The 24993-nt window shown below is 75.0% G+C and carries 31 protein-coding genes; 21 read left to right on the forward strand and 10 right to left on the reverse strand.

Going from position 1 to position 24993, the window contains the following annotated elements:
* Positions 1-6: 6 nt before the first annotated feature.
* Both EDD33_RS13545 and EDD33_RS13550 read right to left on the reverse strand, forming a co-directional pair.
* On the reverse strand, positions 7-651 hold the full coding sequence (locus EDD33_RS13545; RefSeq protein WP_123391487.1) for a DUF4396 domain-containing protein: 645 nt from the start codon (positions 649-651) through the stop codon (positions 7-9).
* Positions 652-760: 109 nt separating this feature from the next.
* Positions 761-1351, reverse strand: coding sequence for a GNAT family N-acetyltransferase (locus tag EDD33_RS13550; protein WP_123391488.1), 591 nt, complete (start codon positions 1349-1351; stop codon positions 761-763).
* Positions 1352-1444: 93 nt separating this feature from the next.
* On the opposite strand from EDD33_RS13550, the gene EDD33_RS20355 reads away from it, so the two are divergent.
* Both EDD33_RS20355 and EDD33_RS13560 read left to right on the forward strand, forming a co-directional pair.
* Complete coding sequence (locus EDD33_RS20355) at positions 1445-2131, forward strand: methyltransferase domain-containing protein (RefSeq protein WP_211332547.1); 687 nt, start codon at positions 1445-1447, stop codon at positions 2129-2131.
* A 46-nt stretch (positions 2132-2177) separates the two neighbouring features.
* A complete protein-coding gene (locus EDD33_RS13560; RefSeq protein WP_123391489.1) occupies positions 2178-2534 on the forward strand; it encodes a TraR/DksA family transcriptional regulator in 357 nt (118 codons plus the stop codon).
* 22 nt (positions 2535-2556) lie between these two features.
* Here EDD33_RS13560 and EDD33_RS20715 read toward each other — a convergent pair whose 3' ends face one another.
* From EDD33_RS20715 to EDD33_RS13575, 3 genes are all read right to left on the reverse strand, one after another.
* Positions 2557-2679 carry a hypothetical protein gene (locus EDD33_RS20715; protein ID WP_281274173.1) on the reverse strand — a complete coding sequence of 41 codons (123 nt, stop codon included), beginning with the start codon at positions 2677-2679 and terminating at the stop codon, positions 2557-2559.
* A 94-nt stretch (positions 2680-2773) separates the two neighbouring features.
* Positions 2774-3673, reverse strand: coding sequence for an SDR family NAD(P)-dependent oxidoreductase (locus EDD33_RS13570; RefSeq protein WP_246003514.1), 900 nt, complete (start codon positions 3671-3673; stop codon positions 2774-2776).
* Positions 3670-4854, reverse strand: coding sequence for a zinc-dependent alcohol dehydrogenase (locus EDD33_RS13575; protein ID WP_123391490.1), 1185 nt, complete (start codon positions 4852-4854; stop codon positions 3670-3672). The genes EDD33_RS13570 and EDD33_RS13575 overlap by 4 nt, the downstream gene beginning before the upstream one ends.
* 378 nt (positions 4855-5232) lie before the next feature.
* Between EDD33_RS13575 and EDD33_RS13580 the strand changes: the two genes are divergently transcribed.
* From EDD33_RS13580 to EDD33_RS13620, 9 genes are all read left to right on the forward strand, one after another.
* Positions 5233-5994 carry a GAF and ANTAR domain-containing protein gene (locus EDD33_RS13580; protein ID WP_123391491.1) on the forward strand — a complete coding sequence of 254 codons (762 nt, stop codon included), beginning with the start codon at positions 5233-5235 and terminating at the stop codon, positions 5992-5994.
* A complete protein-coding gene (locus EDD33_RS13585) occupies positions 5991-6776 on the forward strand; it encodes a GAF and ANTAR domain-containing protein (RefSeq protein WP_123391492.1) in 786 nt (261 codons plus the stop codon). Before EDD33_RS13580 ends, EDD33_RS13585 begins: the two co-directional genes overlap by 4 nt.
* Positions 6777-6877: 101 nt before the next feature.
* On the forward strand, positions 6878-7228 hold the full coding sequence (locus EDD33_RS13590; protein WP_123391493.1) for an ANTAR domain-containing protein: 351 nt from the start codon (positions 6878-6880) through the stop codon (positions 7226-7228).
* Between the two features lie 41 nt (positions 7229-7269).
* Positions 7270-7704, forward strand: coding sequence for an SRPBCC family protein (locus EDD33_RS13595; protein WP_123391494.1), 435 nt, complete (start codon positions 7270-7272; stop codon positions 7702-7704).
* A gap of 39 nt (positions 7705-7743) precedes the next feature.
* On the forward strand, positions 7744-8529 hold the full coding sequence (locus EDD33_RS13600; RefSeq protein WP_123391495.1) for an LLM class flavin-dependent oxidoreductase: 786 nt from the start codon (positions 7744-7746) through the stop codon (positions 8527-8529).
* Positions 8530-8629: 100 nt separating this feature from the next.
* Positions 8630-9064, forward strand: a complete 435-nt coding sequence (locus EDD33_RS13605; protein WP_123391496.1) for a hypothetical protein — start codon at positions 8630-8632, stop codon at positions 9062-9064.
* Between the two features lie 90 nt (positions 9065-9154).
* The gene (locus tag EDD33_RS13610) at positions 9155-9559 is read left to right on the forward strand and encodes a cyclic nucleotide-binding domain-containing protein (protein ID WP_123391498.1); all 405 of its coding nucleotides are present in this window, start codon (positions 9155-9157) and stop codon (positions 9557-9559) included.
* A 95-nt stretch (positions 9560-9654) separates the two neighbouring features.
* Positions 9655-11034, forward strand: a complete 1380-nt coding sequence (chrA, locus tag EDD33_RS13615; RefSeq protein ID WP_246003515.1) for a chromate efflux transporter — start codon at positions 9655-9657, stop codon at positions 11032-11034.
* 93 nt (positions 11035-11127) lie between these two features.
* On the forward strand, positions 11128-12333 hold the full coding sequence (locus EDD33_RS13620; protein ID WP_246003516.1) for an MFS transporter: 1206 nt from the start codon (positions 11128-11130) through the stop codon (positions 12331-12333).
* Between the two features lie 4 nt (positions 12334-12337).
* On the opposite strand, the gene EDD33_RS13625 is transcribed toward EDD33_RS13620, so the two are convergent.
* Positions 12338-13051, reverse strand: a complete 714-nt coding sequence (locus tag EDD33_RS13625) for a TetR/AcrR family transcriptional regulator (protein WP_211332548.1) — start codon at positions 13049-13051, stop codon at positions 12338-12340.
* Positions 13052-13159: 108 nt separating this feature from the next.
* On the opposite strand from EDD33_RS13625, the gene EDD33_RS13630 reads away from it, so the two are divergent.
* Both EDD33_RS13630 and EDD33_RS13635 read left to right on the forward strand, forming a co-directional pair.
* Positions 13160-14071, forward strand: a complete 912-nt coding sequence (locus EDD33_RS13630) for an AurF N-oxygenase family protein (RefSeq protein WP_123391501.1) — start codon at positions 13160-13162, stop codon at positions 14069-14071.
* A 7-nt stretch (positions 14072-14078) separates the two neighbouring features.
* A complete protein-coding gene (locus tag EDD33_RS13635; protein WP_123391502.1) occupies positions 14079-15593 on the forward strand; it encodes an FAD-dependent oxidoreductase in 1515 nt (504 codons plus the stop codon).
* A 9-nt stretch (positions 15594-15602) separates the two neighbouring features.
* On the opposite strand, the gene EDD33_RS20910 is transcribed toward EDD33_RS13635, so the two are convergent.
* The 3 genes from EDD33_RS20910 to EDD33_RS13650 form a co-directional block, all read right to left on the reverse strand.
* Positions 15603-15764 (reverse strand): DUF2510 domain-containing protein, encoded by a 162-nt coding sequence (locus EDD33_RS20910; RefSeq protein WP_425463852.1) that lies wholly within the window; start codon positions 15762-15764, stop codon positions 15603-15605.
* A 156-nt stretch (positions 15765-15920) separates the two neighbouring features.
* A complete protein-coding gene (locus EDD33_RS13645; RefSeq protein ID WP_148077094.1) occupies positions 15921-16166 on the reverse strand; it encodes a hypothetical protein in 246 nt (81 codons plus the stop codon).
* 61 nt (positions 16167-16227) lie between these two features.
* Entirely contained in the window at positions 16228-16947 is a 720-nt protein-coding gene (locus EDD33_RS13650; RefSeq protein ID WP_123391505.1) for a GAF and ANTAR domain-containing protein, read from the reverse strand.
* 124 nt (positions 16948-17071) lie between these two features.
* Between EDD33_RS13650 and EDD33_RS13655 the strand changes: the two genes are divergently transcribed.
* Both EDD33_RS13655 and EDD33_RS13660 read left to right on the forward strand, forming a co-directional pair.
* Entirely contained in the window at positions 17072-17761 is a 690-nt protein-coding gene (locus EDD33_RS13655; protein ID WP_123391506.1) for an ANTAR domain-containing protein, read from the forward strand.
* Positions 17762-17832: 71 nt separating this feature from the next.
* Positions 17833-18489, forward strand: coding sequence for a TetR/AcrR family transcriptional regulator (locus EDD33_RS13660; protein ID WP_123391507.1), 657 nt, complete (start codon positions 17833-17835; stop codon positions 18487-18489).
* On the opposite strand, the gene EDD33_RS13665 is transcribed toward EDD33_RS13660, so the two are convergent.
* Complete coding sequence (locus EDD33_RS13665; protein ID WP_170169825.1) at positions 18486-20465, reverse strand: arabinofuranosyltransferase; 1980 nt, start codon at positions 20463-20465, stop codon at positions 18486-18488. The two genes, EDD33_RS13660 and EDD33_RS13665, sit on opposite strands and share 4 nt — an antisense overlap.
* Positions 20466-20535: 70 nt before the next feature.
* On the opposite strand from EDD33_RS13665, the gene EDD33_RS13670 reads away from it, so the two are divergent.
* The 6 genes from EDD33_RS13670 to EDD33_RS13695 are packed head-to-tail and all read left to right on the forward strand — an operon-like array spanning position 20536 to position 24933.
* Entirely contained in the window at positions 20536-21534 is a 999-nt protein-coding gene (locus EDD33_RS13670) for a decaprenyl-phosphate phosphoribosyltransferase (protein WP_123391509.1), read from the forward strand.
* On the forward strand, positions 21531-22922 hold the full coding sequence (gene dprE1, locus EDD33_RS13675; RefSeq protein ID WP_123391510.1) for an FAD-binding oxidoreductase: 1392 nt from the start codon (positions 21531-21533) through the stop codon (positions 22920-22922). Before EDD33_RS13670 ends, dprE1 begins: the two co-directional genes overlap by 4 nt.
* Positions 22919-23677: a decaprenylphospho-beta-D-erythro-pentofuranosid-2-ulose 2-reductase gene (gene dprE2 / locus EDD33_RS13680; RefSeq protein WP_123391511.1), complete on the forward strand. Its 759-nt coding sequence runs from the start codon at positions 22919-22921 to the stop codon at positions 23675-23677. The genes dprE1 and dprE2 overlap by 4 nt, the downstream gene beginning before the upstream one ends.
* Positions 23674-24042 (forward strand): hypothetical protein, encoded by a 369-nt coding sequence (locus tag EDD33_RS13685; protein WP_123391513.1) that lies wholly within the window; start codon positions 23674-23676, stop codon positions 24040-24042. Before dprE2 ends, EDD33_RS13685 begins: the two co-directional genes overlap by 4 nt.
* On the forward strand, positions 24032-24682 hold the full coding sequence (locus tag EDD33_RS13690) for a histidine phosphatase family protein (protein ID WP_123391514.1): 651 nt from the start codon (positions 24032-24034) through the stop codon (positions 24680-24682). Before EDD33_RS13685 ends, EDD33_RS13690 begins: the two co-directional genes overlap by 11 nt.
* A complete protein-coding gene (locus EDD33_RS13695) occupies positions 24679-24933 on the forward strand; it encodes a superinfection immunity protein (protein WP_123391515.1) in 255 nt (84 codons plus the stop codon). The genes EDD33_RS13690 and EDD33_RS13695 overlap by 4 nt, the downstream gene beginning before the upstream one ends.
* Positions 24934-24993: the final 60 nt, after the last annotated feature.

Consider the following 24993-nt stretch of genomic DNA (forward strand, 5'->3'; position numbering starts at 1 on the left):
TGACGGTCACACGGCCGGGGTGGCGGCGAGCCGCTGCCGCTGCAGCCACCGCACGGCCGGGTAGCCGGTGACGAGACCCAGGATGATGCCGACCTGCATCAGGAACCAGAAGCTGCCCTCGGTCGCCGGCGGCATGTACTCGGTGACGTGCAGCAGCAACATCCAGCCGCCCATCCCGACGTCGAACGCCAGGACGGTGACGACGGCAGCGACCGCGGCACGGCCGGGGCCGGTCGTCGCGGCGCCGGCGGGGGTGGCCGCGCGCTCGTAGGCGAACAGCAGCAGCATCGCGATGATCCCGATGACGATGATCATGACCCACAGGTCGATGCCGGCGATCGTCAGGCCCGAGAGCAGCACCAGCGGTACGCCGACCAGGTGGGCGACCGCCGAGGCACCGCCACCGGGCAGCCCCGCCACGGCCGCCGAGGTCGTCGCGTCGTCCCGTCCGCGGCGGCGGTGGAGCGGCACCGCGAACGGGCCCAGGTAGAGACCCGAGGCCACCCAGACCAGCTCGCTCGCGACCGAGGCGTGCCGGCGCCGGTCGCGACGGACGTCGAGCGCGATCCACGCGGCAGCGGCCACGGACAGGGCGATGTAGATCCACGCCACCGGCGTCACCCAGTCGGGCACCCGGTCGACCATCTGCATGTCCACGGTCCTGCACGCTCCCGGTGTCGAGGTACGGCGCGCGGTGGCGAGCCAGGGCAAGGGTGCCAGGCCGGCCCACCCCGCCGGGCCGTCCACCACGCGCGGGCGGTCAGCCGGCGGGAGCGACGGTGCGGCGCATCACGGTGTTCTTCAGACCCTTGGGACGCACGAACTCGAAGCCGCAGCGCTCGTACATCGCCCGGGTGCCGTTGTAGAGGAACGACGACGACACCCTCTTCTCGCCCGGCACGTGCGGGTATCCCTCGACCACGCCGCCGCCCTCCCGGGCGATGAGGTCGAGGGCGCCGAGGAGCGCCGTCTCGGCCAGTCCGCGTCTGCGGTGACGCTTGTCGACGAAGATGCAGGTGACGCGGTAGTCGGGCACCAGGTCCGCCTCGGCGTCGTACTGCTTGCGGTGGTGGATGTTGGGAAGCTCGGCCGGCGTGCCGTACTCCGCCCACGCCACCGCCTCGTCGCCGTCGACGACCAGGGCGGCGTGCGCCACGCCGCACTCGACGTAGCGCTTCTTCTCGGCGCGGCTGCCCTCGGCACCCGGCGCCCGGTCCTCGCTGTCGGGGTGGAACCACGTGCACCAGCAGCCGCCGAAGATGCCGTTGTGGCGCAGCACCATGGCATCGAACATCGGCCACGTCTGGGGCGCGAGCGGGACGATCCGGAGCTCCTCGTTGGTCAGGGCCATGGGGCACGCTAGCAACCAGGACGCCCACCTGCCGGCTCACACGGGGAGGACCCGGGTCCCATCCGATGCGCTGTCGGTGACGAACCACCAGTCATGACCCCGACCGCCACCCCGCGTGACCGCGTGCGCCGAGCGGCCCCGGCCGACCGGCTGCTCTCCGTGCCCGAGGCCATGGACGCGGTCTTCGGGGGCGAGGCGTGTCGCATGGTCCGCCCGGACGGCCGGGAGACGACCGTGGACACCGCCCTGTGGAGCGGCCGCCCCTCCCCGTCCGACGAACGGTTGTTCCTCGACCCGTGCGAGGGCCCGACCATCGACGTCGGGTGTGGACCGGGCAGGCTGGCCGGTGGCCTCACCGACCGCGGGGTCGTGACGCTCGGGACCGACATCTCACGGACCGCGGTCGAGCAGACCCGCGCCCGAGGGGCCGCGGCGCTCCGCCGCGACGTCTTCGGCGCGTTGCCCGCCGCCGGGAGGTGGCGCCACGTGCTCCTCGCCGACGGCAACATCGGCATCGGCGGCAGCCCGGTCAGGCTGCTGCGTCGCGTCCGGGAGCTGCTCCGACCGACGGGCACGGCCCTCGTCGAGCTGTCGCCGAGCGACACCTCCCGCGTCCACGAGGACGTCCGTCTCCGCGTCAGCGGGCGGCTCTCCCAGCCGTTCGCGTGGGCCACCGTCGGGTCGAGCCGCATCCCCGGCCTCGCCACCGCGGCCGGGCTGCGCGTCGTCTCGGTCGACGAGGTCGACGGCCGCGCCACCGCCACGCTCAGCCCGGTGTGACGCGACCCGCGCGAACGGCCTCCGGCGTACTGGGTACTCGATGCGCATGGACGAGGACGAGGCACGCAAGCTGCTGGCACAGGAGCGCGACGAGGTCGAGGGGCTGCTGCGTCAGCTCGGACGTGACGAGGACGAGGTCCGGCCCGACGACGTGAACGACCCGGGCGACGCCGGCGACTCGGTCGACGCCGCACAGCCCATCGAGCAGGAAGAGCGCGACGACGCCGTCGAGGCCGGGCTGCGCGACAAGCTCGCCGCCATCGACCGTGCGGAGCAGCGCCTCGCCGAGGGCACCTACGGCCGCTCGGTGCTCAGCGGCGACCCCATCCCCGACGCCCGGCTCGAGGCGCAGCCCACCGCCGAGCTCACCGTCGAGGAGGCCGAGGCACAGTCGCGCTCGTAGCCCGGCCCGAGGGGCGCTCGCCCTAGAGGATCGGACGCCCGCCCGTCACCGCCACGCGGGCGCCGGAGACGTAGCCGGCCTCGTCGGAGGCCAGCACCACGTAGAGCGGTGCCAGCTCGACGGGCTGGCCCGCTCGGGGAGCCACGCTATTCACCCGGGTGCCCCGACAGCCCGGACGCAGGTGCGTGCGCCGCGTCCGCACCTTCGTTCCCCGGCACCCACCGGGAACGAGCCGGTCGCTACCGCACCTGGCCCCACACGTGGGGCCAGCGGCCACGCACGGCCTCACCCTCGGGCACCGGCTCCAGGACGTTGCCCGCCGTGGGCGGGGTGTCCCGGCCGTCGAGCCCCATCCGGGCCATCAGCGGCGTGACGAGCGCGTCGAACACCCCGGGCAGCAGCCGGAAGCCCGCGACCATCACCGGGTTGCCGAAACCCACGTCCTTGTCACGACGGGCGCGGTCCAGGGCGGCGACGCACGCCTGAGCGACCTTCTCGGGCGTCGTGACCGGCGGGGGCGGGTTGCCGTGGTGACCGACCCAGGTCGCGGCCAGGTCGTAGATCGGGGTGTCGACCCCACCCGGCGAGACCAGGGAGACCTCGACGCCGGGCAGGCTCCGCGCCTCGATCTGCAGCGCCCGAGCCAGGCCGGCCACGCCCCACTTGCTGGTGGCGTACGGCGACATCCACGGCGTGGACATCTTGCCGAGCACCGACCCCAGCAGCACCAACGAACCGCCCCGACGCTCCTCGAACAGCCGGACGGCGGCCCGGGCGACGTTGGCCGTGCCGACCAGGTTGGTGCGCAGCACGCCCTCGAACACCTCGGGCGGCACGTCGTGGAACCGCCCGTACGCCGCCACACCGGCCGCGTGGACCACCCCGTCGAGCCCGCCGTACGCCGCGAACGCAGCCGCGAACGTCGCCTCCACCGCCTCGTGGTCGCCGACGTCGGTGGGCAGCACCAGGGTCTCGGAGGCGCCACGGGCGGTGCACTCGCGCGCGACCTCGTCCAGCACCCCCTCCGACCGGGAGACCAGCACGAGGCGGGCACCCTCGGTCGCCAGCCGGTGGGCGGTGGCGCGGCCGATGCCGGACGAGGCGCCCGTGACCAGGACGCGACGTCCCCGGCCCGTCACGGCTGGAGCACCACCTTGATGCAGCCGTCCTGCTTCTTCTGGAAGATGTCGTAGCCGTGCGGAGCCTGCTCGAGCGGCAGGTGGTGGGTGGTCAGGTCGAGGGTGCCGAGCGGGTCGGCGTCGTCGAGGACCGCGGGCATGATGTCGTCGATCCACCGCTTCACGTGGCACTGGCCGAAGCGCATCGTGATGCCGCGGTCGAACATCTCCATCATCGGCATCGGGTCCACCTCGCCGCCGTACACGCCGCTGACGGAGACGGTGCCGCCGCGGCGTACACCCTTGATGGCGGCGTGCAGCGCGCCCAGCCGGTCGAGCGCCATCTTGTCGGCCATCGGGGCCGCGACCGCGTCCGGCAGCGCCCCGACGATGCCGTGCGCCAGCTTGCCGAACGGCGAGTCGTGCGCCTCCATGCCGACCGCCTCGACCACCCCGTCCGGACCGCGCCCGTCGACCAGCTCGATCAGCGCTGCCCCCACGTCGTCGACGTCGGAGTTGTCGAGCGTCTCGATGCCGTGACGCTGGGCCATGGCGAGCCGCTCGGGCACCCGGTCGATGCCGATCACCCGGGAGGCGCCGAGGTGCTTGGCGATGCGGGTCGCGAACTGGCCGACCGGACCGAGGCCGAACACCGCGACGGTGCTGCCCTCCTGCACGTCGGCCCACTTCACGGCCTGCCAGGCCGTGGGGATGATGTCGGAGAGGAACAGGAAGCGCTCGTCGGGCTCGTCGGAGGGCACCGGGATCGGGCCGAACTGGGCCTGCGGGACCCGGAGGTACTCCGCCTGGCCGCCGGGCACCGCGCCGTAGAGGTCGGTGTAGCCGAACAGGGTCGCGCCCTTGCCGGTCTTCCGGTTCTGCGTCGTCTCGCACTGCGCCATCAGCCCGCGGGTGCACATCCAGCAGTGGCCGCAGGAGATGTTGAACGGCACCACCACCCGATCGCCGGGCTTGACGTGGGTGACCTCCGGGCCGACCTCCTCGACGATGCCCATGGGCTCGTGACCGAGGACGTCGCCGGTGTGCAGGAACGGGCCCAGCACCTCCATCAGGTGGAGGTCGGAGCCGCAGATCGCCGAGGAGGTGACCTTGACGATCGCGTCGGTGGGCTGCTCGATGCGCGGGTCGGGGACGTCGTCCACCCGCAGGTCGCGCTTGCCGTGGAAGGTGAGAGCTCGCATGGTGACCTCCGTGTCGTGGGCACCTCCTGTTCCCGAAGTCGCCGGCAGCACTCGGTACCGCACGGCAGGTGATGCCTTGCGCTGTGGACGACCGCGGCACGACCCAGCGAAGGCGGCCGATGCACCCCGCCCTCCGAGCCCAGGATCAACCGCGATGACGGTGACGACGCTGGCCGCGACCGCCGCCTGCTACTGGGCCTTCCTGTCCTACGGCCCCACCTGAGCGTCGGGCTCGACCGTCCCGCTGCCGGCGGCGGAGGTCGTGCGCACACCGATCGAGCGGGCCGGCTCGGCGGCGACGGGGTCTACGGTGGACCCACCCGTGACACGTCCTCCGAGGGGTCGGCGTCCACGTCACCCCGAGCCGCCGGAGGCACCATGACACCGTCGCTGGAACGTCTCAGCGCCGGGCTCCGGGCAGCCGTCGACGGCGCCGAGCCGGGGCTGGAGGCCGCCAACGACCTCTGCTCGGCCTGCGTCGAGCTGCTCGGCATGGACGGTGCCGCCGTCTCGATGATCTACGAGGGCGTCTCGCGCGGCACGTTCGGAGCCAGCGGCGAGGACGGGCGCCGCCTCGACGAGTACCAGTTCACCTTCGGCGAGGGACCCTGCCTGGACGCCGTGACCCACCGCCGGTCCGTCCTGGCCCCCGACCTGGACGCGCCGACCGAGACCCGGTGGCCGCTGTTCAGCGACGCCGCGCTGACCGACGGCGTGCGCGCCGTCTTCGCCCTCCCGATCATGATCACCTCCGCGTGCGTCGGCGCGCTCGACCTGTTCCGCGCCGAGCCCGGCGAGTGGCACGGCGAGCAGGCCGCGGGTGCCGCCCTCGCCGCGCGCCTCGCCTCGCAGCCGCTGCTCGACCTGCTCTCGGCCGACCACGCCGGGGACGAGGAGCCCCGACCGCACGAGCGGGGCACCGTGACGGCCGCCGACATGGACCGCGTCGAGGTCTACCAGGCCACGGGCATCCTCATCGCCCAGCTCGACGTCGACGCGGCCGAGGCCGCCGTGAGGCTGCGGGCCCACGCGATGGCCACCGGCCAGACCGCCAGCGAGGTCGGCATCGCGATCATCGAACGGCGACTCCTCCTCGAGCGCGACGGCGGCCGGGGCCATCGAGCTGGAGGTCCGGCATGACCGACCACCCCGACCACGACCACCCCCACACCGACCATCGCGAGCAGGACGTCATCCGCGCGTTCGTGGGGCTCTCCCACGAGCTGGTGGACGACTACGACGTCCTCGAGATGCTGGCCCAGCTGACCCGCAGCTGCGCCGACCTCCTCGACGTCAGCTCGGCCGGCCTGCTGCTGGCCGACGGCCAAGGCGTCCTGCACCTCGCCGCGACGTCGTCCGAGAGCACCCGCCACCTCGAGGTGTTCCAGCTCCAGCGCGACCAGGGACCCTGCCTGGACTGCTACCGGACCGGGCAGACCGTCGTGGCCGAGGACCGCGACGAGATGCGACGCCACTGGCCCGAGTTCGCCCGGGCGGCGGAGCTGGTGGGCTTCGAGTCGGTGCACGCGCTGCCCATGCGGCTGCGAGACCACGCCCTCGGCACGGTCGGCCTCTTCGGGGAGCACCCGGGTCGCCTCGGCCAGGACGACCTCGACCTCGCCCAGGCACTCGTGCACGTGGCCAGCGTGGCGATCGTCAACGAGCGCTCGGCCCTGGACCGGGACGCCGTCAACGACCAGCTGCAGCACGCGCTGACCAGCCGCATCGTCCTGGAGCAGGCCAAGGGGGTGGTCGCCGCCGCCGGCGAGCTCGACATGGAGGACGCGTTCCACGTCCTGCGTCGCTACGCCCGCGACCACGGACGCCGGCTCAGCGACGTCGCCGCCGAGGTCGTCGGGCGCCGGCTGCGGGGCCCCGTGGTCCTCGCCCACGCCCGCGAGGTCGGGATCCTCCCCCACTAGCGGCCGCCTGGACCGGGGTCGGCGGGCGGCGTACGGTCCTGGGTGTCGCCCGAGACCCCGGCGGCGCCCGCCCACGGTGCCTGTCCTGAGGAGTCCCTGCGATGAACGACCCGCTGCGCGCCCGCGCGCCCCTGACCGAGGACGCCTCGGTCACCACCATCCGTGGTCTGCTCGACGACGTGGTCGAGCTCGAGCGCGAGGTCGCGCGGCTCCGCGACGCGCTCGCCGTGCTCACGTCGGTGGAGCGGGCGACCGGCATGCTGATGCTCGCCTACGGCTACGGGCCCGACCGCGCCGTCACGGTGCTGCGCGCCTGGGCCACCGACCTCGGCGCGAGCCCGCAGTCCGTCGCGCAGAGCATGGTCGAGGCCGTCGACACCGCCGTGGAGACCGACGCCACGCCGGGCCGGTGGTCGACGGCGGTGCCCGCCCAGCGGCTCCCGGGCCAGTAGCACCGCGCGGAGCGCTTGACCACGATGACGAGACTGGCCCCATGACCACCGTCTCGCGCACCTTCACCGTCACGCCCCCGCCCCCGGTGGTCCTGGACTACCTCCGGGACTTCTCCCACGCCGAGGAGTGGGACCCCGGCACCGTCTCCTGCACCCGCGACGACTCCGGCCCGGTGCGCGTGGGGAGCACCTGGCACAACGTCTCCAAGATCGCCGGTGTCTCGACCGAGCTGACCTACGAGCTCGTCAGCGCCACCGACGACACGATCGAGCTCGTCGGCACCAACGAGACCGCGCGCTCCACCGACACCATCACGGTCGTCCCCCACGGCAGCGGCAGCCAGGTCACCTACCAGGCCGTCATCGAGATGTCGGGCGCCGCCAAGCTCGCCTCGCCCCTGGTGAAGCTGGTCTTCGAGAAGGTCGGCAACGACACCGAGGACGACATGGTGCGGGTGCTCGACGCCCTGGCCTGAGACCTCGCCGACCGGAGGCGCGTACGGCACAGTGTCGGCATGCGCACCACCACCGGCGTCGTGTTCCGACCCCAGTCACCCCCGGAACGGCTGCGGGAGGTCGTCGAGGCGGCGGACGCCGCCGAGGCGGTCGACGAGCTGTGGCTGTGGGAGGACTGCTTCCTGGAAGGCGGGCTGACCGCCGCCGCCGCGGCCCTGGCGTGGTCGTCACGGGTGCGGGTCGGGATCGGCCTGCTGCCGGTGCCGCTGCGCAACCCGGCGCTGGTGGCGATGGAGGTCGCGACGCTGGCACGGCTCTTCCCCGACCGGTTCGTGCTGGGGCTCGGTCACGGGGTGCTCGACTGGATGGCCCAGGTCGGCGCCCGCGCGCCCTCCCCCATGACGCTGCTGCGCGAGCACACCTCGGCGGTGGTCGCGCTGCTCGCCGGCGAGCGTGTCACCGTGTCCGGCAGCTACGTGCAGCTCGACGACGTCGCCCTCGACTGGCCACCGGAGCGGCTGCCGCGCCTGCTGCTCGGGGCGCGCGGACCCCGGACGGTCGCGCTCGCGGGCGAGCTCACGGACGGGGTCCTGCTCGACGCGGTGGCGGGACCCGACGAGGTGGCCCGGGCGCGGGAGACGGCCCAGGAGGCCCGGCGGCTCGCCGGCCGGGAGGGTGAGGTGCACGTGGCGGCGTACACCCAGGTCGGCGCAGCCGAGGTCTCGGCGGACGCCGTGGCCGAGCGCGTCGCCCTGCTCGCCGCCGCCGGCGCGGACACGGTGGTCCTGCAGTCCGACGCCGACGACCCCGATCCGCTGCGGCTGGTCTCGGCGCTGGAGGGCTGAGGGGCGAGCGCCCTACCCGGCCGCCGGATCACCGGTATGGGCGACCTCGTGCCCGGGTACAGCGACAGCACAGCCATGACACCCCAGGAGGCACCCACCCGTGGACGGTCCTGACGAGGCACACCTGCGACCCGACGGCGTCAGCGACGCCACGGTCGAGGCGGTCGACACGCTCACCCGCGCCCTGGAGACGATGGAGGTGGCGCGCGGCCACCTGCTGCAGTTCCACCGCCTCACCGGCACCGGCGACACCCAGCTGCGCCAGGCGGTCGACCAGCTGCGCCACGCCGGTCACGACGAGGTCGCCGACCGGCTCGAGCACGACCTGGTCGGGCGCAACGTCATCGAGGGCAGGTGGACCTTCCAGGTCGTCGAGGAGTACGACGACACGTTCTTCTCGGCCTGGCGGACCCTGGAGCGCGAGACCCGCGAGGAGCTCGTCCAGGGCCGTCGGCACCTGCTGGAGTCGGAGATGAAGGAGTCGCACCGCACCCACGGGCTGCGGCACCACGAGTCGCGCCCGCCGGAGCAGTGACCCCGGGACCCAGGTCGGCGAGACCGGCATCACGACCAGCCAGCGAGACCGACCGTGAACACCAGCGCCGGACCTGCACACCATGGAGGCATGAGCGACACGGACCACGACCTGGCCGCCCTGCCCGACATCGGCGCGCTCCCTGCACCGACCCTGCACCGGGTGGGTGAGCTGGGCCGCAGCCTGCGCATCCCCGCCGACTGGACGCCGATCCACCAGTCCGAGCCCGCCGACAAGGCCTACCTCGTGCTGAGCGGCCACCTCGACGTGGTGCGCGACGGCGAGCGCGTCGCCCGGCTCGGACCCGGGTCGCTCGCCGGCGAGATGGGGCTGGTCGACCACCGGTTGCGCAACGCCCGCCTCACCACGACCGACCCGGTGCGCGTGCTCGCCTGGACCAAGGAGGACTTCGCCCGGCTGCGCCGCGACCTCCCCGACTTCGACGAGCACGTGCGGCACGTCGCGCAGGACCGTCACCGCGACAACGCCTCCTAGCGCGGGCGCCCGGGGCCGACCGGGACCCTGGTGGCGGTCTCGAAGTCGACCTGACTGATTGACTTTGCTGCGCGACCCACGCCAGCATGGTGATCGTGGTGACCGAGCGGCCCGGACCGAGCACCGTCGACGTCGTCAGCCTCCGCGAGGCGACGAAGGCGTGGTTCCTGATCTCGCTCCAGACGTTCGGCGGTCCCGCGGGCCAGATCGCGGTGATGCAGCGCACCCTGGTCGAGGAGAAGCGCTGGATCGGCCAGCAGCGGTTCCTGTTCGCGCTGTCCTACTGCACCCTGCTCCCCGGCCCGGAGGCGCAGCAGCTCGCGACGTACGTCGGGTGGCTGCTCAACGGCGTCCGTGGCGCCCTGGTCGCCGGCATCCTGTTCGTGCTGCCGGGGGTCGTGGCGCTCCTGGTGCTCTCCGGTGTCTACGTCGCCTACGGCGACACCACCCTCGTCGAGGCGCTCTTCCTCGGCCTCGGCCCCGCGGTCATCGCCATCGTGCTCCAGGCCGTGATCCGGGTGGGGAGGAAGGGGCTGACCCACCCCGTGTTCGTGGCCCTCGCCGTGGCCTCGTTCGTCGCCCTGACGTTCTTCGCCGTCCCCTTCCCCGTCGTCGTGCTCACGGCCGGGGTCGTGGGCTGGGTGGTCGGCCGGGCCCGACCGGACCTGGCCGGCTCGTCCGGCAGCTCCGCCGCCGCCGACGACGGCCCCCCGCCGCTGGTCCCCGACGACGCCCTGCACGCCGAACGCCCCTCGACCCGGCGCTCGGCCGTGGTGCTGGTCGTCGGGCTGACGCTGTGGGCCGCCCCCGTCGTCGCGGCGGCGCTCGTCCTGGGACGCAGCAGCACCCTGGTCGACCAGGGCGTCTTCTTCTCGGGCGCCGCGGTGGTCACCTTCGGCGGCGCCTACGCCGTCCTGGCGTACGTCGCCCAGCAGGCGGCCGACGTCTACGGCTGGCTCGCTCCCGGGGAGATGGTCCGCGGCCTGGCACTGGCCGAGACCACCCCCGGACCACTGATCATGGTCGTGCAGTTCGTCGCGTTCCTCGGCGCCTACCGCGACCCCGGCACCCTCGACCCGTGGGTCGCCGCCGTCCTGGCCGCGCTGCTGACCACCTGGGTCACCTTCGTGCCGTGCTTCCTGTTCATCCTCCTCGGGGCGCCGTACGTCGAACGCCTGCGCCACAACCGCACCCTCGCCTCCGCCCTGACCGGCATCACCGCCGCCGTGGTCGGCGTGATCGCCAACCTGGCGCTCTACTTCGCCCTGCACACGCTGTTCGAGGAGACCCGCCGCGTCACCACGGGACCGCTCGCCCTCGAGCTCCCCGTGGTCGGCACCCTGCAGTGGGCTGCGCTCGCCGTCACGGTCCTCGGCTGCCTGCTGATCTTCCGGCGCGGCTGGTCGGTCCTGCGCACGCTCGGGGCCTGCACGCTGGTCGGCGCGGCGCTGCACCTCGCCACCGTCGCGGCCTGACGCTCGGGGCTCGCCGACGCCGCCCGCGCGGCTGAGGCCACGAGGGTGTGGGACGCTCCCTGCCACGCAGCGACCGTCGAGCCCAGGAGTGGTGTGGCCCAGTCCGAGGGGAGTGCTCCCCGCCCGTCCGACGACCCGACGTCGCGACCCCGGGACCCCCGGATGTGGCCGTTGTACGCCGCGGGCTTCACCACCGCGTTCGGCGCCCACGCCGTCGCGGCCAGCCTGGGCACCTCCGACGACCTCGCCGGCTCGCTGCTGACGCTCGGCCTCCTGCTCGCGCTGTACGACGGCGCGGAGGTGCTGCTCAAGCCGCTCTTCGGCACGCTGGCGGACCGGGTCGGCGCCCGGCCCGTCCTGCTCGCCGGGCTGGTGGGCTTCGCGCTGGCCTCGGCCGCCTTCGTGGTCGCCGACGACCCCGCCTGGCTCTGGGTCGCCCGGCTCGGCCAGGGCGCGGCGGCCTCCGCCTTCTCACCGGCCGCCTCCTCGCTGGTGGCGCGTCTCAACCCGGCGGCGCGGCGCGGCAGCGCCTTCGGCTCCTACGGCTCGTGGAAGAGCGTCGGCTACACCCTCGGGCCGCTGCTCGGCGGCGTCCTGATCCTCGGCGGCGGGCTGCGGCTGCTGTTCGGCGTCACCGCCGTGCTCGGGCTGGTGGTCGCGGCGTGGGCGTGGCGCGTCGTGCCCCCCGTGCCGCCGCTGCCGCGCCGGCGCCAGACCGTGCTCGACCTCGCCCGGCGGCTCACCGACCGCGCCTTCCTCGCCCCGACCTCGGCGCTGGCGGGCGCCACCGCGGCGCTCTCGGTCGGGGTCGGCTTCCTGCCGGTGACCGGGGCGGCCGCCGGTCTGGGCCCCGTCGTCACCGGTGCCGCGGTGTCGGTGCTCGCCGCCACCGCCGCGGTGGTGCAGCCCCGCGCCGGACGGGCGCTGGACGCCGGGAGCCTCACCTCGCGGACCGGGCTCGTGGTCGGGCTGCTGGTCACCGCGGCCGGCCTGCTCGCGGCCCTGCTGCCCGGGCTCCTCGGCGTGCTCCTCGCGGCGGTGCTGATCGGCACCGGCACCGGCCTGATCACGCCGCTGGGGTTCGCGGCCCTCGCGGCCTCGACCCCGGAGTCACGCCTCGGCCAGACCATGGGGACCGCCGAGCTGGGCCGCGAGCTCGGCGACGCCGGCGGCCCGCTGCTGGTGGGGGGCGTCGCGACGCTGGCGTCGCTCGACCTGGGCTACGCCGCGCTGGCGGTGGTGCTCGCCGTCGGCCCGCTCGTGCTGCTGGGCCGACGCGCGACCGGGCGCGTGGGCTAGGGCCTCAGCCGGTCGGCGCGGCCCCGGCCGCGCCGAGGTCGAGCGGCACGGCCGGATCGATCTCGAGACCGATCTGGCGCAGCACCCCGTCGAGCACCGACCAGATCCACCCGGCGAGCAGGTCGACCATCTCGTCGGTCTCCAGGCCGCCCGGGTCGCCGACCCAGCGGGCGGCGGCCGCGTCGACGAAGCCGACCAGCCCGAAGGCGAGCGGCTGGGTGACGCGGGCGTCGAGGCCGACCGCCTCGACGTACTCGTCGAGCAGGCGGATCAGCAGGTGGGAGATCAGCCGCTTGACGTCGTTGACCACGTTGTCGCCGGCGGGCGTGGCCACGGAGTGGCGCACGAGGTAGAGGTAGAGCTGCTGGTTCTCGGTCAGCCAGCCCAGGTGCGTGGTGACCGCGGTGCGGATGATGTCGCGCGGGCTCGCCGACACGTCCCAGACCGGGGCGAGCGCCTCGAGGATCATCGTCTCGGCGCGCTCGGCGATGGCCGCGTTGAGCGCGTTGGCGCCGCTGAAGTGCCGGTAGAGCCGGGTGCGCGCGACGCCGGCCTCGGCCGCGATCTGCTCGGTCGAGACGTCCGCGCCGTGCTCCTTGATCGCCACCAGCGCGGCGTCGACGAACTCCGCGCGGCGCCGCTGCTGCTGGCCGCTCCACCGGGCGGCGCGGCCGTCGGTGACGCGGCCGTCGACGGGATCCACGGGCGAGGGCGGCACAGCCGGAGGTTACCCGGCTCACACCCGACCGCCCTGTCCAGATACGGGTACGCGCTGTACCGTCTAGGTTGCAGTGACGTCGTGTACCACCTACCTCTGGGAGCCCGCATGACCACGCTCACCCCCTCGCCCGCCTCGTCGACCGCCGACACCCGGGACGCCTCGCAGCGGCTCCTGGACTCCTCGGCGGCGCTGTCCTACGACCCCGCCACCGAGGTCGACTGGGACACCCCGCTCGACCCGGGCCACTACGGGCTGAACCCGGAGTGGAGCACGCTCTACGGCACGGGGCTGTGGGAGGAGATGAGCGAGGCGCAGCGGGTGACGCTGACCCGGCACGAGGTCGCCTCGATCATGAGCACCGGCATCTGGTTCGAGATGATCCTGCAGCAGATGGTGCTGCGCGACCAGTACTGCACGGACTACGCGGCGTCGGACTTCCAGTTCGCGCTGACCGAGATCGCCGACGAGTGCCGGCACTCGATCATGTTCGCCCGCGCCTGCTCGACGATGGGCATCCCGGCGTACTTCCCGACCAAGGCGAGCATCCGGCTCGGCCGCGGCTTCAAGGCGCTGGCCAGCGCCGAGGTCGCCTACGGCGGGATCCTCGTCGCCGAGGAGGTCCTCGACGTGATGCAGCGCGACTGGATGCGCGGGGAGCAGGTGCTGCCGATCGTGCGCACGACGAGCAAGATCCACGTCGTCGAGGAGTCGCGCCACATGAAGTTCGCACGCCAGGAGATGCGCGAGCGCATCGCGGGCGCGCGCCCCGCGCGCCGCAAGACCTCCGCCCTGGTGATCGCCGTCGCCGCGCACCTGATCGTGTCCAACATGGTCAACGACGGGGTGTACGCCGCGGCGGGGCTCGACCCGGAGCGCGCGCTCGCGGAGGCCAGGGCCAACGAGCACCACCACACCCTGATGCGGTCCAGCTGCGCCCACCTGATGGAGTTCCTCGACGAGCTGGGGCTGCTGACCAAGCCCGCGCTGCGGCTCTACCAGCGCGTCAGCATGGTCTGAGGCGCAGGTGCCGTACGCCATCACGCAGTCCTGCTGCAGCGACGCCTCCTGCGTCTCGGTCTGCCCGGTCAACTGCATCCACCCCACGCCGGACGAGCCCGACTTCGGGACGACCGAGATGCTCTACGTCGACCCACGCGCCTGCATCGACTGCGGCGCCTGCGCCGACGCGTGCCCGGTCGACGCGATCTTCCCGACCGAGTCGCTGCTCGACGGTCCCGACGCGGCGTACGTCGAGCTCAACCGGGCCCACTACGACGACACCACCGCACCCGACGACGACGACCGCGGCTGGAGCGCGCCGACCTTCCCGGTCGCGCTCGAGCCCCACGCCGCCCGCCTGCGGGTGGCGGTGGTCGGCACCGGCCCGTCCGCGAGCTACACCGCCTCCGCGCTGCTCACCACCAGCGCCGAGGTGACGATGCTCGACCGGTTGCCCGTGGCGGGGGGCCTGGTGCGGTTCGGCGTCGCGCCCGACCACGGCAGCACCCGCGCCGTCGCCGACCGGTTCGCGACCGTGTTCGGCAACCCGCGCCTGGAGATGTGCCTGGGCGTGGAGGTCGGCCGCGACGTCACCCACGCCGAGCTGCTCGAGCACCACGACGCGGTGGTGTACGCCGTCGGCGCCGCCGCCGACCGCACGCTCGGGGTGCCCGGCGAGGAGCTGCCCGGCAGCCTGCCCGCCCGGCGGTTCGTCGGGTGGTACAACGACCAGCCCGAGGTGCCGGCCGACCTCGTCGAGCTCGACCTCGGCTCCCCCGCCCGGGCCGTGGTGGTGGGCAACGGCAACGTCGCCCTCGACGTGGCCCGGCTGCTGCTCACCGACCCCGAGGAGCTGGCCGCGACGCCGATCGCCCGGCACGCCCTGGCGGCGCTGCGCCGCAGCACCGTGCGCGAGGTCGTCCTGGTGGGTCGACGGGGTCCCCACGACGCGGCGTACTCGCTCTCGGAGCTGCGGCCGCTGCTGGCGCGCGACGACCTCGACGTGGTCGTCGACGGCGACGCCGCCACGCTCGCGGCCGTCGCCGACGCGGAGCCCGGCAGCAAGGCGGCCGCGCTGCAGGGCCTGCCCGTCGGCCGGCTCGACGCGGCCGCACCGGTGGGCGGCCGCCGGCGCCTGGTGCTGCGCTTCGGCTCCGTGGTGGAGCGGGTCGACGGGCCGGGCCGGGTGGCCTCGGTGCGACTGACCGGCGGCGGCGAGCCCGTCGACCTGCCGACCGGGCTGCTGCTCCGCTCGGTGGGCTACCGCAGCGAGCCGGTCGCCGGGCTGCCGTTCGACGCCGGGACCCACACCGTGCCCCACGACGCGGGGCGGGTCGTCGATCCCGCCAGCGGGACGCCCGTCGCCGCGGCGTACGTCGTGGGGTGGGTCAAGCGCGGACCGCGCGGCGGTATCGGCTCCAACCGGGCCGACGCCTCCGAGACCGTCGCCTCGCTCGTCGCGGACGCCAACGCCGGCCGGATCGGGGCGGGGCGGGGCTCGGCGCGGTCGTTCCGGCGCCTGCTGCGCTCGCGCCGCTGACGCCGCGGGTCAGTCCCCCCGCTCGAGGCGCTCACCGCGCAGTGCCTGCTCCTGCGTCCGCCAGGACCGGCCGGTCCACCAGCGGTGCCGGCGCGGATCCTCGGGGTCGCGGTACCACCCGGGTTGGTCCGGGGACGGATCGGGCGGCGGAGCGGACATCCCGCAGGACATGCCCGGGTCGTGGGGTCGCGAAACGCAGGTGAGACGGGCGCCACGCACCCGCACGAGGGGGCCCGGGCCCCCGGCGCCGGACGGCGGCGGGGGCCCGGGGGGCCGGGTCAGCCGTGGTGAAGACCCGACCCGCTCTCACCCCCGGTGGCGGCGCGCTCAGCGCACCCGCGTCACCGGGGTCGTCTCCGACCGCGCGAGCGCCTGCTCCGCGAGCACCCACCCGTAGGACGGCCAAGTCCCGTCGTCGTGACGCGACGGGCGCTCGCCACGGGTCGCCGGACGCGGGGACACCGAACGCGGGGTCGCCCGACCCACGAGGTCGAGGAGGCGCAGCGAGCCGATCAGCCCGCCGGCCATCGCGAGCAGCACCACACACCCGACCAGCACCTGCACCGACGACATCGCCACCACCCCTGCAACGACTCTAGGGGGATTTCGTCCGGATTGATACGTTCGTTGCGTCTTAAACCGATTTGTCGGACTTGCTGGCGGCCGTCACGACCCCGTCGTGCGCCTCGACGACCTCCCGGGCGATCACGACCACCTTGCGGTTCTGCTCGCTGGAGAGGCGACGGAGCAGGTTGAACGCCTGGTGGGCCGTCACGGCGTACTGCGCCATCAGCAGGCCGGTGGCCTGGCCCAGCACGGTGCGGTTGTGCACGGCGGTCGTCAGACCCTCGATCTGCTCGGCGGCGGTGATCGCGACGGCTGCGTGGGCGGCGTACACCATGGCCTCGTCGAGGTCCTCGGCGCTGAAGGCCGCGCGCCGGTGGGAGAACAGGTTGAGCGCCCCGAGCCGGTCGTCGTGGGTGAACAGCCGCACGCAGACCATGCTGCGCACGCCCAGCTCGGCCACCGCCCGGGGTGCCCAGAGCGGCCAGCGCGTGTCGAAGCCGAGGTCGGTGGCCGAGACCACCTCCTCGTGCCAGGCGGCGTCGACGCACGGCCCCTCCCCCAGCTCCTGCTGCAGCCGGTCCGCCGCGACGGGGACCTCTCCGGTGCAGGCCGAGGTCCGGATGCGACCGGCTGTCGTGGCCAGCGAGATGCCCGCCGAGTCGCAGCCCTCGATCAGGTCGACGACCGCCTGCACCACGTGCTGCAGGGTCTGCGCGGCCGACTCCTCCGAGCGCAGGTCACGGGCGAGGTCGGCCATCCGGCTGCTGGTGCCGTCCGCCGTCGCCATCCCCCGAACCTAGTCCAGCGGGACCCCTTCCCCCACCCGCGCGGGGCCTCCCCCCAGGTTCGCGATCACCGCCACGGGATACCGAGGGGCCCCACCAGGAGCGACCAGGAGCGAGGAGAGCGACGTGAGGCCCATCCCGCAGACGGTCACGTTGGCCGCCGAGCTCGGGCGCGTCGAGCCGGACGTCGACGTGCTCGCCGACCTGCAGCGCACCGCCGACGAGCTGCAGGCCCTGGTCCCCGACTGCGTCGGCCTCAGCGTCACCTGGACCGAGGAGGGGCTGGTCTTCACGCTGGTCGCCAGCGAGGAGGAGCTGGCCGTGCTCGACGCCGTCCAGCACCTCTCCGAGTGCCCGGAGCCGCGACCTGCGGGCAGCGTCACCGCCGCACCCTGCGCACCGCCGCTGGACGAGCAGGCGTGGCAGGTGCTCGCCCAGGCCGGCGCCGCCCGGGCGGTGCGCAGCTCGGTGACGGTGGCCCTGACCGCCGCCGACCGGGTGGTCGGCAGCGTCACCCTGTACGCCGCGTCGGACCACGCCTTCGCCGACCGTCACGCCGAGATCGCAGCCGTGCTGGGGACCTCGGCCACCGACCTGGTCACCAACGCCGACCTGGCCTTCACCACCCGCCGGCAGGCGGAGGCCTCGCCCGCGGCGCTGCGCTCCCACGACGACGTCGACACCGCCGCGGGTCTCGTGGCCGCGGTGCTGCGCGTGGACCCCGAGGCCGCCGTACGCCGCTTGCGCGCCGCCGCCGCGGGCGCCGGCATCACGCCCGAGCAGCTCGCCCGTAGCCTCGTCAGGCTGTGGGGCTGACCCCGGTCCGGCCCGTCCGGCCCCGTCCGACCCCGGTGGGGTCCTCCCGCCGGGCGTGGCACGATGCCCCGATGACCTCCCCGTCGACCGGCCCGTCGACCGGCCCGTCGACCAGCGCGGCTGCCGGGCGGCGCGGTCGCCCGGGCTACGACCGGGAGACGGTGCTGAGGCGGGCGGTCGAGCTGTTCAACGAGCGCGGGTACGACGCGACGAGCACCGCCGACCTGGCCCGTGAGCTGGGCGTCTCCAAGTCGGCGATCTTCCACCACGTGTCGAGCAAGGAGGAGCTGCTGGCCTCGGCGCTGGACGAGGCGCTGACCGCGCTCGACGCCGCGGTCGACGCCGCCGGCGACGCTCCCGCTGCCACGACCGGCGGGACCAGCGCGACCGAGCGCCTGCGCGCGACGGTGGCCGAGTCGGTGCGCATCCTGGTCGACCACCTCCCCGCGGTCACCCTGCTGCTGCGCGTGCGCGGCAACAGCCCGGTCGAGCAGGCGGCGCTCGAGCGCCGCCGGGTCATCGACGAGAAGCTCGCACGGCTGGTGCGCGACGCGGCCGACGAGGGGACGCTGCGCACCGACCTCTCCTCCGAGCTGATCAGCCGGCTGGTCTTCGGCACGGTCAACTCCCTGGTGGAGTGGTACCGCCCCGACGGGACGCTCTCCCCCGACGACCTCGCGGCGCAGGTGACGGCGCTGGCCTTCGACGGCCTGTCCACCCGCGACTAGCGTGGCACCACCACCGCGCCGCCGGCCACCTGCGCGGTGCCGAACCACGGCGCCGCGAACAGCCGGTCGTCGAAGCGCACGGCCCGGCGCTCCCAGGCCTCGGGGAAGGTGTCGACGGTCACCGAGGCGTAGAGCCCGCGGCCGTCGCGGTTGAGCACCAGTCCGTCCACCGGCTCGACGTCGTTGCCCCGCAGCAGCCGGTGGGCGCAGGCGGGCGTGCCGCAGCGCGCCACCGCCTCCAGCACCGCCAGCCGGTCCTCGAACCGGCCCTGCGGGTGGGAGTAGATGCTCTTCCAGGACACGAACAGGTGCACCGGCACCGTGGCCGGCAGGTCGGACCGCGCCGACACCACGACGTCACCGCTCCCGGGCGGGCGTCCGGTCACCCGCTCCCAGGCCGCCGTCACCTCGGCCACCGACGCCCCGGAGACCCCGGGCTCGACGCCCCAGGCGTGCCAGCGCGGGCTGGGCGGGACGGCGCCCCCAGCAGGGAGGGATCCGTCGGGATACCTCGTGTGCTGCGCCGCCGCCGCCGGTCGCTCGACGCCACGGTGGACGGCCTGCACCGTGACGAGCCCGGCGAGGACCGCGACCGCGGCCACGAGCACGACGGCGGCTGCCGCGACCGGGCGCGACCGTGGACGCCGGCGGGCGGCGGGCACGGCGGCGAGCCCGGACCCGAGCTCCGCGAGACCCAGCACGCCCGCCGCCGCCAGCAGCGCCTCGACGAGCTCGTCGCTCTTCTCCGGCAGCACGGCGACCCCGGGCTGCAGCAGCTGCCCCCCGACCATGAAGACGTACGCCGAGACGAGCGCGACCAGCAGCCCGCCGGCCACCCCGGCGGAGCGGTGGCGGCCCAGCGCCCAGAGCAGCCAGAGCACGCCCACCGCCTCCAGCACGCCCCGCGGGTCGGTCGGCCACGGCAGCGGCGGGCGGTCGAAACCGGGCGGGCTCCACCGCAGCTGCAACGAGTCCGAGGCCGCGCCCTGCAGCCGCAGCCACGCCGGTCCGCCCCACGACGGCGCCGCCACCACGACCGCCACCAGCCCGGTCACCAGCCCGGGCCCGGGCCGGGGGTGCACCGGCCGGCGGCGGAGGAGGTCGAGGGCCATGCCCAGCGCGGTCGCCAGCGCGAGCGGGGCGAAGAAGTAGGTGTGCAGGAGCAGCAGCCCACCCAGCACCAGCCCGTGACCGACCGCGCCGACCGGGGCCCGCCCGGGTGCGCGGACACCCCGGCACACCTCGAGCCACCAGGGCACCACGAGCGTCAGCACCAGCCATTCGTCGGGCTTGAGCGGCAGCACCGTCGCCACCGCCACCACCCCGGCCACCCACGCCGCCCGGCGGCCGGGCACCACCCGCCGCCACAGCAGCCAGGACAGCAGCGGCACGAGCAGGCACACCAGCAGCTGGGTGGGCTTCATCACGGCCCACCCCGGCACGCCCAGCAGGTCCGCGGCCCGTCCCTGCAGCCAGGGCAGCAGCGGCGGGTAGTAGGCCGGCAGCCCCCGGTAGGCGTAGTCGGCCAGCGCGGCGCTGTCGGCGAACCGGGTCACCGCCTCGGTGCGGAACCCCGCGTCGGAGTAGAGGCCGTCCATGCCCCACCGGGTGCCGTGCAGCAGCGCCGTGCTGCTGCCGGCCAGCACCACCCCGGCCCCGGCGAGCACGAGCGGCTCCGACGTCGTACGCCGCCCGCCCCCCGCCCGCCGCGCCGCCAGCCACCCGGCCGACCACCCGGCGGACCACCAGGCCAGCGCCGTCACCGCCAGCCCGACGGCGACCGTGAGGACGACCCGCGCGCCCGTGGGCTGCGGGTCCCCACCGTCTCGCGACGGCACCAGCAGGTCGCCGAGCTCCAGCGCGGCCCACACCGCCGCCCACCCGAGCACCGCCAGTGCCGTCGCCGCCGCCCACGTCCGGCGCGGGCCCGGTGCTTCCTGCGGGCAGGCGGCAGCGGACGGGGCGGGGAAGCTCACGGGGCGCCGTACCCCCACCAGCACGGGGGATGCACCCGGGTGACCCGTGCCCGAACGGGTACCGCCCGCCATGCCTCCCCTGGACGCGACCCCGGTCGAGCACCCGATCGAGACGCCCGTCGAGACCGTCGACCCGCTGCCCGCCCCCGTCACCGCCCTGCGGAGGGCCGGCGACGCCGACCCCGACCGCACCAGCGCGCCCCGGGGGCCGGCGTGGCTGCGCGCCGTACGACCCCGGCAGTGGCCCAAGAACGCCCTCGTCCTCGCCGCTCCGCTGGCCGGGGGCCGGGTCCTGGACCCCGAGGTGCTGGTGGGCGCGCTGGTGGCGTTCGCGGTGTTCTGCGTCGCGGCCTCGGGGTGCTACCTGCTCAACGACGCGCTCGACGCCCCCCAGGACCGGCTGCACCCGACCAAGCGCCGCCGCCCCGTGGCCGCCGGCGAGATCGGCGTCCGCGCGGCCGTGGCCGTCGGGACCGTGCTGATGCTGGCGGCCGTGGTGGCCGCCACCCTGTGGGCGCTGCCGCTCGGCCTCACCGTGCTGGCCTACGTCGCCGTCCAGGCCGCCTACCTCGGCGGCGTCAAGGACGAGCCCGCGCTCGACCTGGCCGTGGTGTCGTCGGGCTTCCTGCTGCGCGCGATCGCCGGCGGCACCGCCTCGGGGCTCGCGCTCTCGCCGTGGTTCCTGCTCGTGGCCACCTTCGGCGCGCTGTTCGTCGTGTCCGGCAAGCGCTACTCCGAGATGGTCCGCATGGGCGCCGACGCCGGGACCCGCCCCTCGCTGCGCAAGTACTCCGCCAGCTACCTGCGCTTCGTCTGGACCATGGCCGCCGGCGTCACCGTGACCGTCTACCTGCTCTGGGCGCTCAACGGCCCCGGCTCCGCGGCCGGCGGCACGCCGTGGGCGGCGATCTCGGTCGCGCCGTTCGTGCTCTGCCTGATGCGGTACGCCGCCGTGGTCGACCGCGGCCACGCCGAACGGCCCGAGGAGATCGTGCTGGGCGACCGCCACCTCCAGGTCATCGCGGTCGTCTGGGTCGCGCTCGTCGCCGTCGGCGCGGTGCTCGGGTGAGCCCCGGCTCCCCGACCGCGCTGCACGGGTGGGGCCGGACCTCGCCGTCGGTCGCGTCGGTCCGCACGCCCACCGGGGCCGTGGAGGTCGCCGAGGCAGTCCGGGGCGCCGGTGACCGCGGGGTGCTGGCCCGCGGCCTGGGCCGCAGCTACGGCGACCCCGCCCAGAACGCCGGCGGCACCGTGCTCGACATGACCCGCCACCGCGGCGTACGACGCCTCGACGTGGACGCCGCGGTGGTCGAGGTCGAGGCCGGCACCAGCCTCGACGAGCTGCTCCGGGTGCTCCTCGGTGTCGGGCTGACCCTCCCGGTGCAGCCCGGCACCCGCCAGGTCAGCGTCGGCGGGGCGGTCGCCGCCGACGTCCACGGCAAGAACCACCACGTGGCCGGCAGCTTCGGGGCCCACGTGCGCTGGCTCGACCTGCTCACCGCCGACGGCGAGGTGCAGCGGCTGCGGCCCGACGGCCCCGATCCCGAGCTGTTCTGGGGCACGGTCGGCGGGATGGGCCTCACCGGCGTGGTGCTCCGCGCCGAGCTGTCCGTGCGCCGCGTCGAGACCTCCTCGGTCGTGGTGACCAGCGAGCGCCACGGCGACCTGGGCGAGGTGATGGACGCGCTCACCCGGCTCGACCACGAGGCGGAGTACAGCGTCGCGTGGTTCGACTCGATCTCGCGCGGCCGCGGCTCCGGGCGCGGGGTGGTGCTCAGCGGGCACGACGCCCGGCTCGAGGAACTGCCCGAGGCCGACCGCGGGGCGCCGTACGCCGTGCCGCCGCCGCGCTCGGTCGCGGTGCCGCTGGTGCCGCCCGCCTCCCTGGTCAACCGGCTCAGCGGACGGGCCTTCAACGAGCTCTGGTTCCGCAGGGCACCGCGACACCCGACCACCGGGGTCGAGCACGCCTTCGGCTTCTTCCAGCCGCTCGACGGCGTCGCGTCCTGGAACCGCCTCTACGGTCCGCGCGGCCTGGCGCAGTACCAGCTCGCGGTCCCCCACGACGCCGCAGCGGTGGTGCCCGCGGTCGTCGCCGCGGTCGCGGCCAGCGGTCACGTCTCCTGCCTCAACGTGCTCAAGCGCTTCGGCCCGGGCACGCCCTCGCCCCTGTCCTTCCCCCTGCCCGGCTGGACGCTCGCGCTCGACCTCCCCGTCGCGGCCGGGCTCGCCGGGCTGCTCGACCGGCTCGACGCGATGGTGCTCGAGGCGGGCGGCCGGGTCTACCTGGCCAAGGACTCGCGCACCCCCGCCCACCACCTGGCCGCGATGTACCCCGACCTGCCCCGGTTCGCCGCGCTGCGCCGCCGCGTGGACCCCGAGGGCCGCTTCGCCTCCGACCTGGCCCGACGCCTCGGGCTGCTCACCCCCACCCCCGCACGAGAGGCCTACCCATGATGGACGCCACCGGTCGCCCCCAGTCCCTGCTGCTGCTCGGCGGCACCTCCGAGATCGGCCTCGCCGTCGCCGACGCCTGGGCCGAGCAGGCCCCGGGGCTGCGGGTCGTGCTGGCCGCCCGCCCGGGCGAGCGACGCGACGCCGCCGCCGCGCGGCTCGAGGGACGCGGCTGCCGCGTCGAGGTGCACGACTTCGACGCGCTCGACGACGGGGCGCACGTCCGGGTGGTCGAGAAGGCCCGGGCCGGGGGCGACGTCGACGTCGCCGTCGTGGCCTACGGCGTGCTCGGCGACCCCGAGCGGGCCTGGCAGGACCCCGAGGAGGCGGGCCGGATCGCCCGCACCAACTACACCGCGCCCGTGCTCAGCGGCGTCGCGCTGGCCGCGATGGTGCGCGCCCAGGGCCACGGCGTCGTGGTCGCGCTCTCCAGCGTGGCCAGCGAGCGGCCCCGCCGGTCCAACTTCGTCTACGGCTCGAGCAAGGCCGGGATGGACGCCTTCTACACCGGGCTCGGCGAGGCGCTGCGCCCGCTCGGCGGCCGGGTCCTCGTCGTGCGCCCCGGGTTCGTGCGGTCGCGGATGACCGAGGGCCTCGACGCCGCGCCGCTGGCCGTCGGGCCCGACGAGGTCGCCCGCGCGGTCGTCGACGGCGTGGCCGCGGGCCGCGAGCAGGTGTGGGTCCCCCGGCCGCTGCGCCCGGTGATGTCGACACTGCGCCACCTGCCCCGGCCGGTCTTCCGCCGGCTGCCGCTGTGACGCCCCGGGCGCGCAGCCACGCCGGGTTCGACGCCCTGGTGGACTGCGTGGTCCGTGAGCTCGACGGCCACGGCATCACCCTCACCCCCGCGCTGGTCCACGACGAGCTGCGCGGCATGCTGCGCCGCCCCGAGTCGGCCGGCGGGCTGCCGGAGTCCGAGCGGCTCGACCTGCTCGGGCCCCAGGCCTGCCGCCGCCTCGCCGACCGGCTCCGGGCGCGGCTCCGGCTGCCCGACCTCGGGTCCTCGACCCCGGGCACCGAGGCTGGTGCCGACCCGGACGCCGACCCGGACACGGGCGCCGACACGGACGCCGAGCCGTGCCAGGTGGTCGACCTCGCCGAGCGGCGGCACCGTGAGCGCTGAGGCCACCCGCACCGTCGTCCACCTGCTGCGCCACGGCGAGGTCCACAACCCCGACGGGGTGCTCTACGGCCGCGCCCCCGGCTTCGGCCTGTCGGACGCCGGTCGGGCGATGGCCGTGCGGGCCGCGGACCTCCTCGCGGGTCGTGACGTCACCGCCCTGGTGTCCTCGCCCCTGGAGCGGGCCCTCGAGACCGCCGGCCCGGTGGCCGACCGGCTGGGTCTCGGCGTACGCCTGGACGACCGGCTCGTCGAGGTCACCAACGTCTTCGAGGGCCGCCGGGTCGACATGAACCGCAGCATCCTGGCCCAGCCCCGGGTGTGGCGGGCACTGTGGAACCCCTGGCGCCCGTCGTGGGGCGAGCCCTACCGCGACGTCGTGCGGCGGATGGCGGCGGCCGTCGACGAGGCCCGTGCGACCGCCCGCGGGCACGAGGTCGTGCTGGTCAGCCACCAGGTGCCGATCTGGGTGACGCGCCGCCGCGCCGAGGGTCGGCGCCCGGCCCACCTGCCCCGTCGACGCGAGGTCGCGCTGGGCAGCCTGACCTCGCTGCACTTCCTCGACGACCGGCTGACGGGGGTGACGTACGCCGATCCGGCGCTCGGCCACGGCTTGCCCGTCGCGCCTACGGTGGGCCCATGAGCTTCCCCGGCCCCCCGCGTCCCCTCGTCGTCGCCGAGCAGCGGCACAGCACCCTCGCGCTCGTGCTGGCCTGGACCCTCACGGTCGTCACCGGTGGCTACTTCCTCCCGTGGGCGATCGCCGCCACCCGTGGCAAGACCAACAGCACCACCATCGGCTGGGTCAACTTCCTGCTCGGCTGGACGATCGTGGGCTGGGTGGTCGCGCTGGTGATGGCCTGCCGGCCCCACCGCAGCACCACCTACGCCTGACCCCTCCTGCCCCGCTCCGCCCCGCCTCCCGTTAGGGGCGGGGTCACCGGGGTACACGCG

Origin of the sequence: Nocardioides aurantiacus, assembly GCF_003752505.1 — a bacterium.
Taxonomy (GTDB): Bacteria; Actinomycetota; Actinomycetes; order Propionibacteriales; family Nocardioidaceae; genus Marmoricola; species Marmoricola aurantiacus.

Bases quoted from the DNA above. Each gene is read 5' to 3' on its own strand.
- EDD33_RS13550 (WP_123391488.1), bottom strand. From the start codon at position 1,351: ATGGCCCTGACCAACGAGGAGCTCCGGATCGTCCCGCTCGCGCCCCAG.
- EDD33_RS13660 (WP_123391507.1), top strand. From the start codon at position 17,833: ATGACCTCCCCGTCGACCGGCCCGTCGACCGGCCCGTCGACCAGCGCG.
- EDD33_RS13590 (WP_123391493.1), top strand. From the start codon at position 6,878: ATGAACGACCCGCTGCGCGCCCGCGCGCCCCTGACCGAGGACGCCTCG.
- EDD33_RS13545 (WP_123391487.1), bottom strand. From the start codon at position 651: ATGCAGATGGTCGACCGGGTGCCCGACTGGGTGACGCCGGTGGCGTGG.
- EDD33_RS20355 (WP_211332547.1), top strand. From the start codon at position 1,445: ATGACCCCGACCGCCACCCCGCGTGACCGCGTGCGCCGAGCGGCCCCG.
- EDD33_RS13595 (WP_123391494.1), top strand. From the start codon at position 7,270: ATGACCACCGTCTCGCGCACCTTCACCGTCACGCCCCCGCCCCCGGTG.
- EDD33_RS13600 (WP_123391495.1), top strand. From the start codon at position 7,744: ATGCGCACCACCACCGGCGTCGTGTTCCGACCCCAGTCACCCCCGGAA.
- EDD33_RS13645 (WP_148077094.1), bottom strand. From the start codon at position 16,166: ATGTCGTCGGTGCAGGTGCTGGTCGGGTGTGTGGTGCTGCTCGCGATG.
- EDD33_RS13650 (WP_123391505.1), bottom strand. From the start codon at position 16,947: ATGGCGACGGCGGACGGCACCAGCAGCCGGATGGCCGACCTCGCCCGT.
- EDD33_RS13575 (WP_123391490.1), bottom strand. From the start codon at position 4,854: ATGCGAGCTCTCACCTTCCACGGCAAGCGCGACCTGCGGGTGGACGAC.
- EDD33_RS13585 (WP_123391492.1), top strand. From the start codon at position 5,991: ATGACCGACCACCCCGACCACGACCACCCCCACACCGACCATCGCGAG.
- EDD33_RS13670 (WP_123391509.1), top strand. From the start codon at position 20,536: ATGCCTCCCCTGGACGCGACCCCGGTCGAGCACCCGATCGAGACGCCC.
- EDD33_RS13695 (WP_123391515.1), top strand. From the start codon at position 24,679: ATGAGCTTCCCCGGCCCCCCGCGTCCCCTCGTCGTCGCCGAGCAGCGG.
- EDD33_RS20910 (WP_425463852.1), bottom strand. From the start codon at position 15,764: ATGTCCTGCGGGATGTCCGCTCCGCCGCCCGATCCGTCCCCGGACCAA.
- EDD33_RS13560 (WP_123391489.1), top strand. From the start codon at position 2,178: ATGGACGAGGACGAGGCACGCAAGCTGCTGGCACAGGAGCGCGACGAG.
- dprE2 (WP_123391511.1), top strand. From the start codon at position 22,919: ATGATGGACGCCACCGGTCGCCCCCAGTCCCTGCTGCTGCTCGGCGGC.
- EDD33_RS13630 (WP_123391501.1), top strand. From the start codon at position 13,160: ATGACCACGCTCACCCCCTCGCCCGCCTCGTCGACCGCCGACACCCGG.
- EDD33_RS13610 (WP_123391498.1), top strand. From the start codon at position 9,155: ATGAGCGACACGGACCACGACCTGGCCGCCCTGCCCGACATCGGCGCG.
- EDD33_RS13580 (WP_123391491.1), top strand. From the start codon at position 5,233: ATGACACCGTCGCTGGAACGTCTCAGCGCCGGGCTCCGGGCAGCCGTC.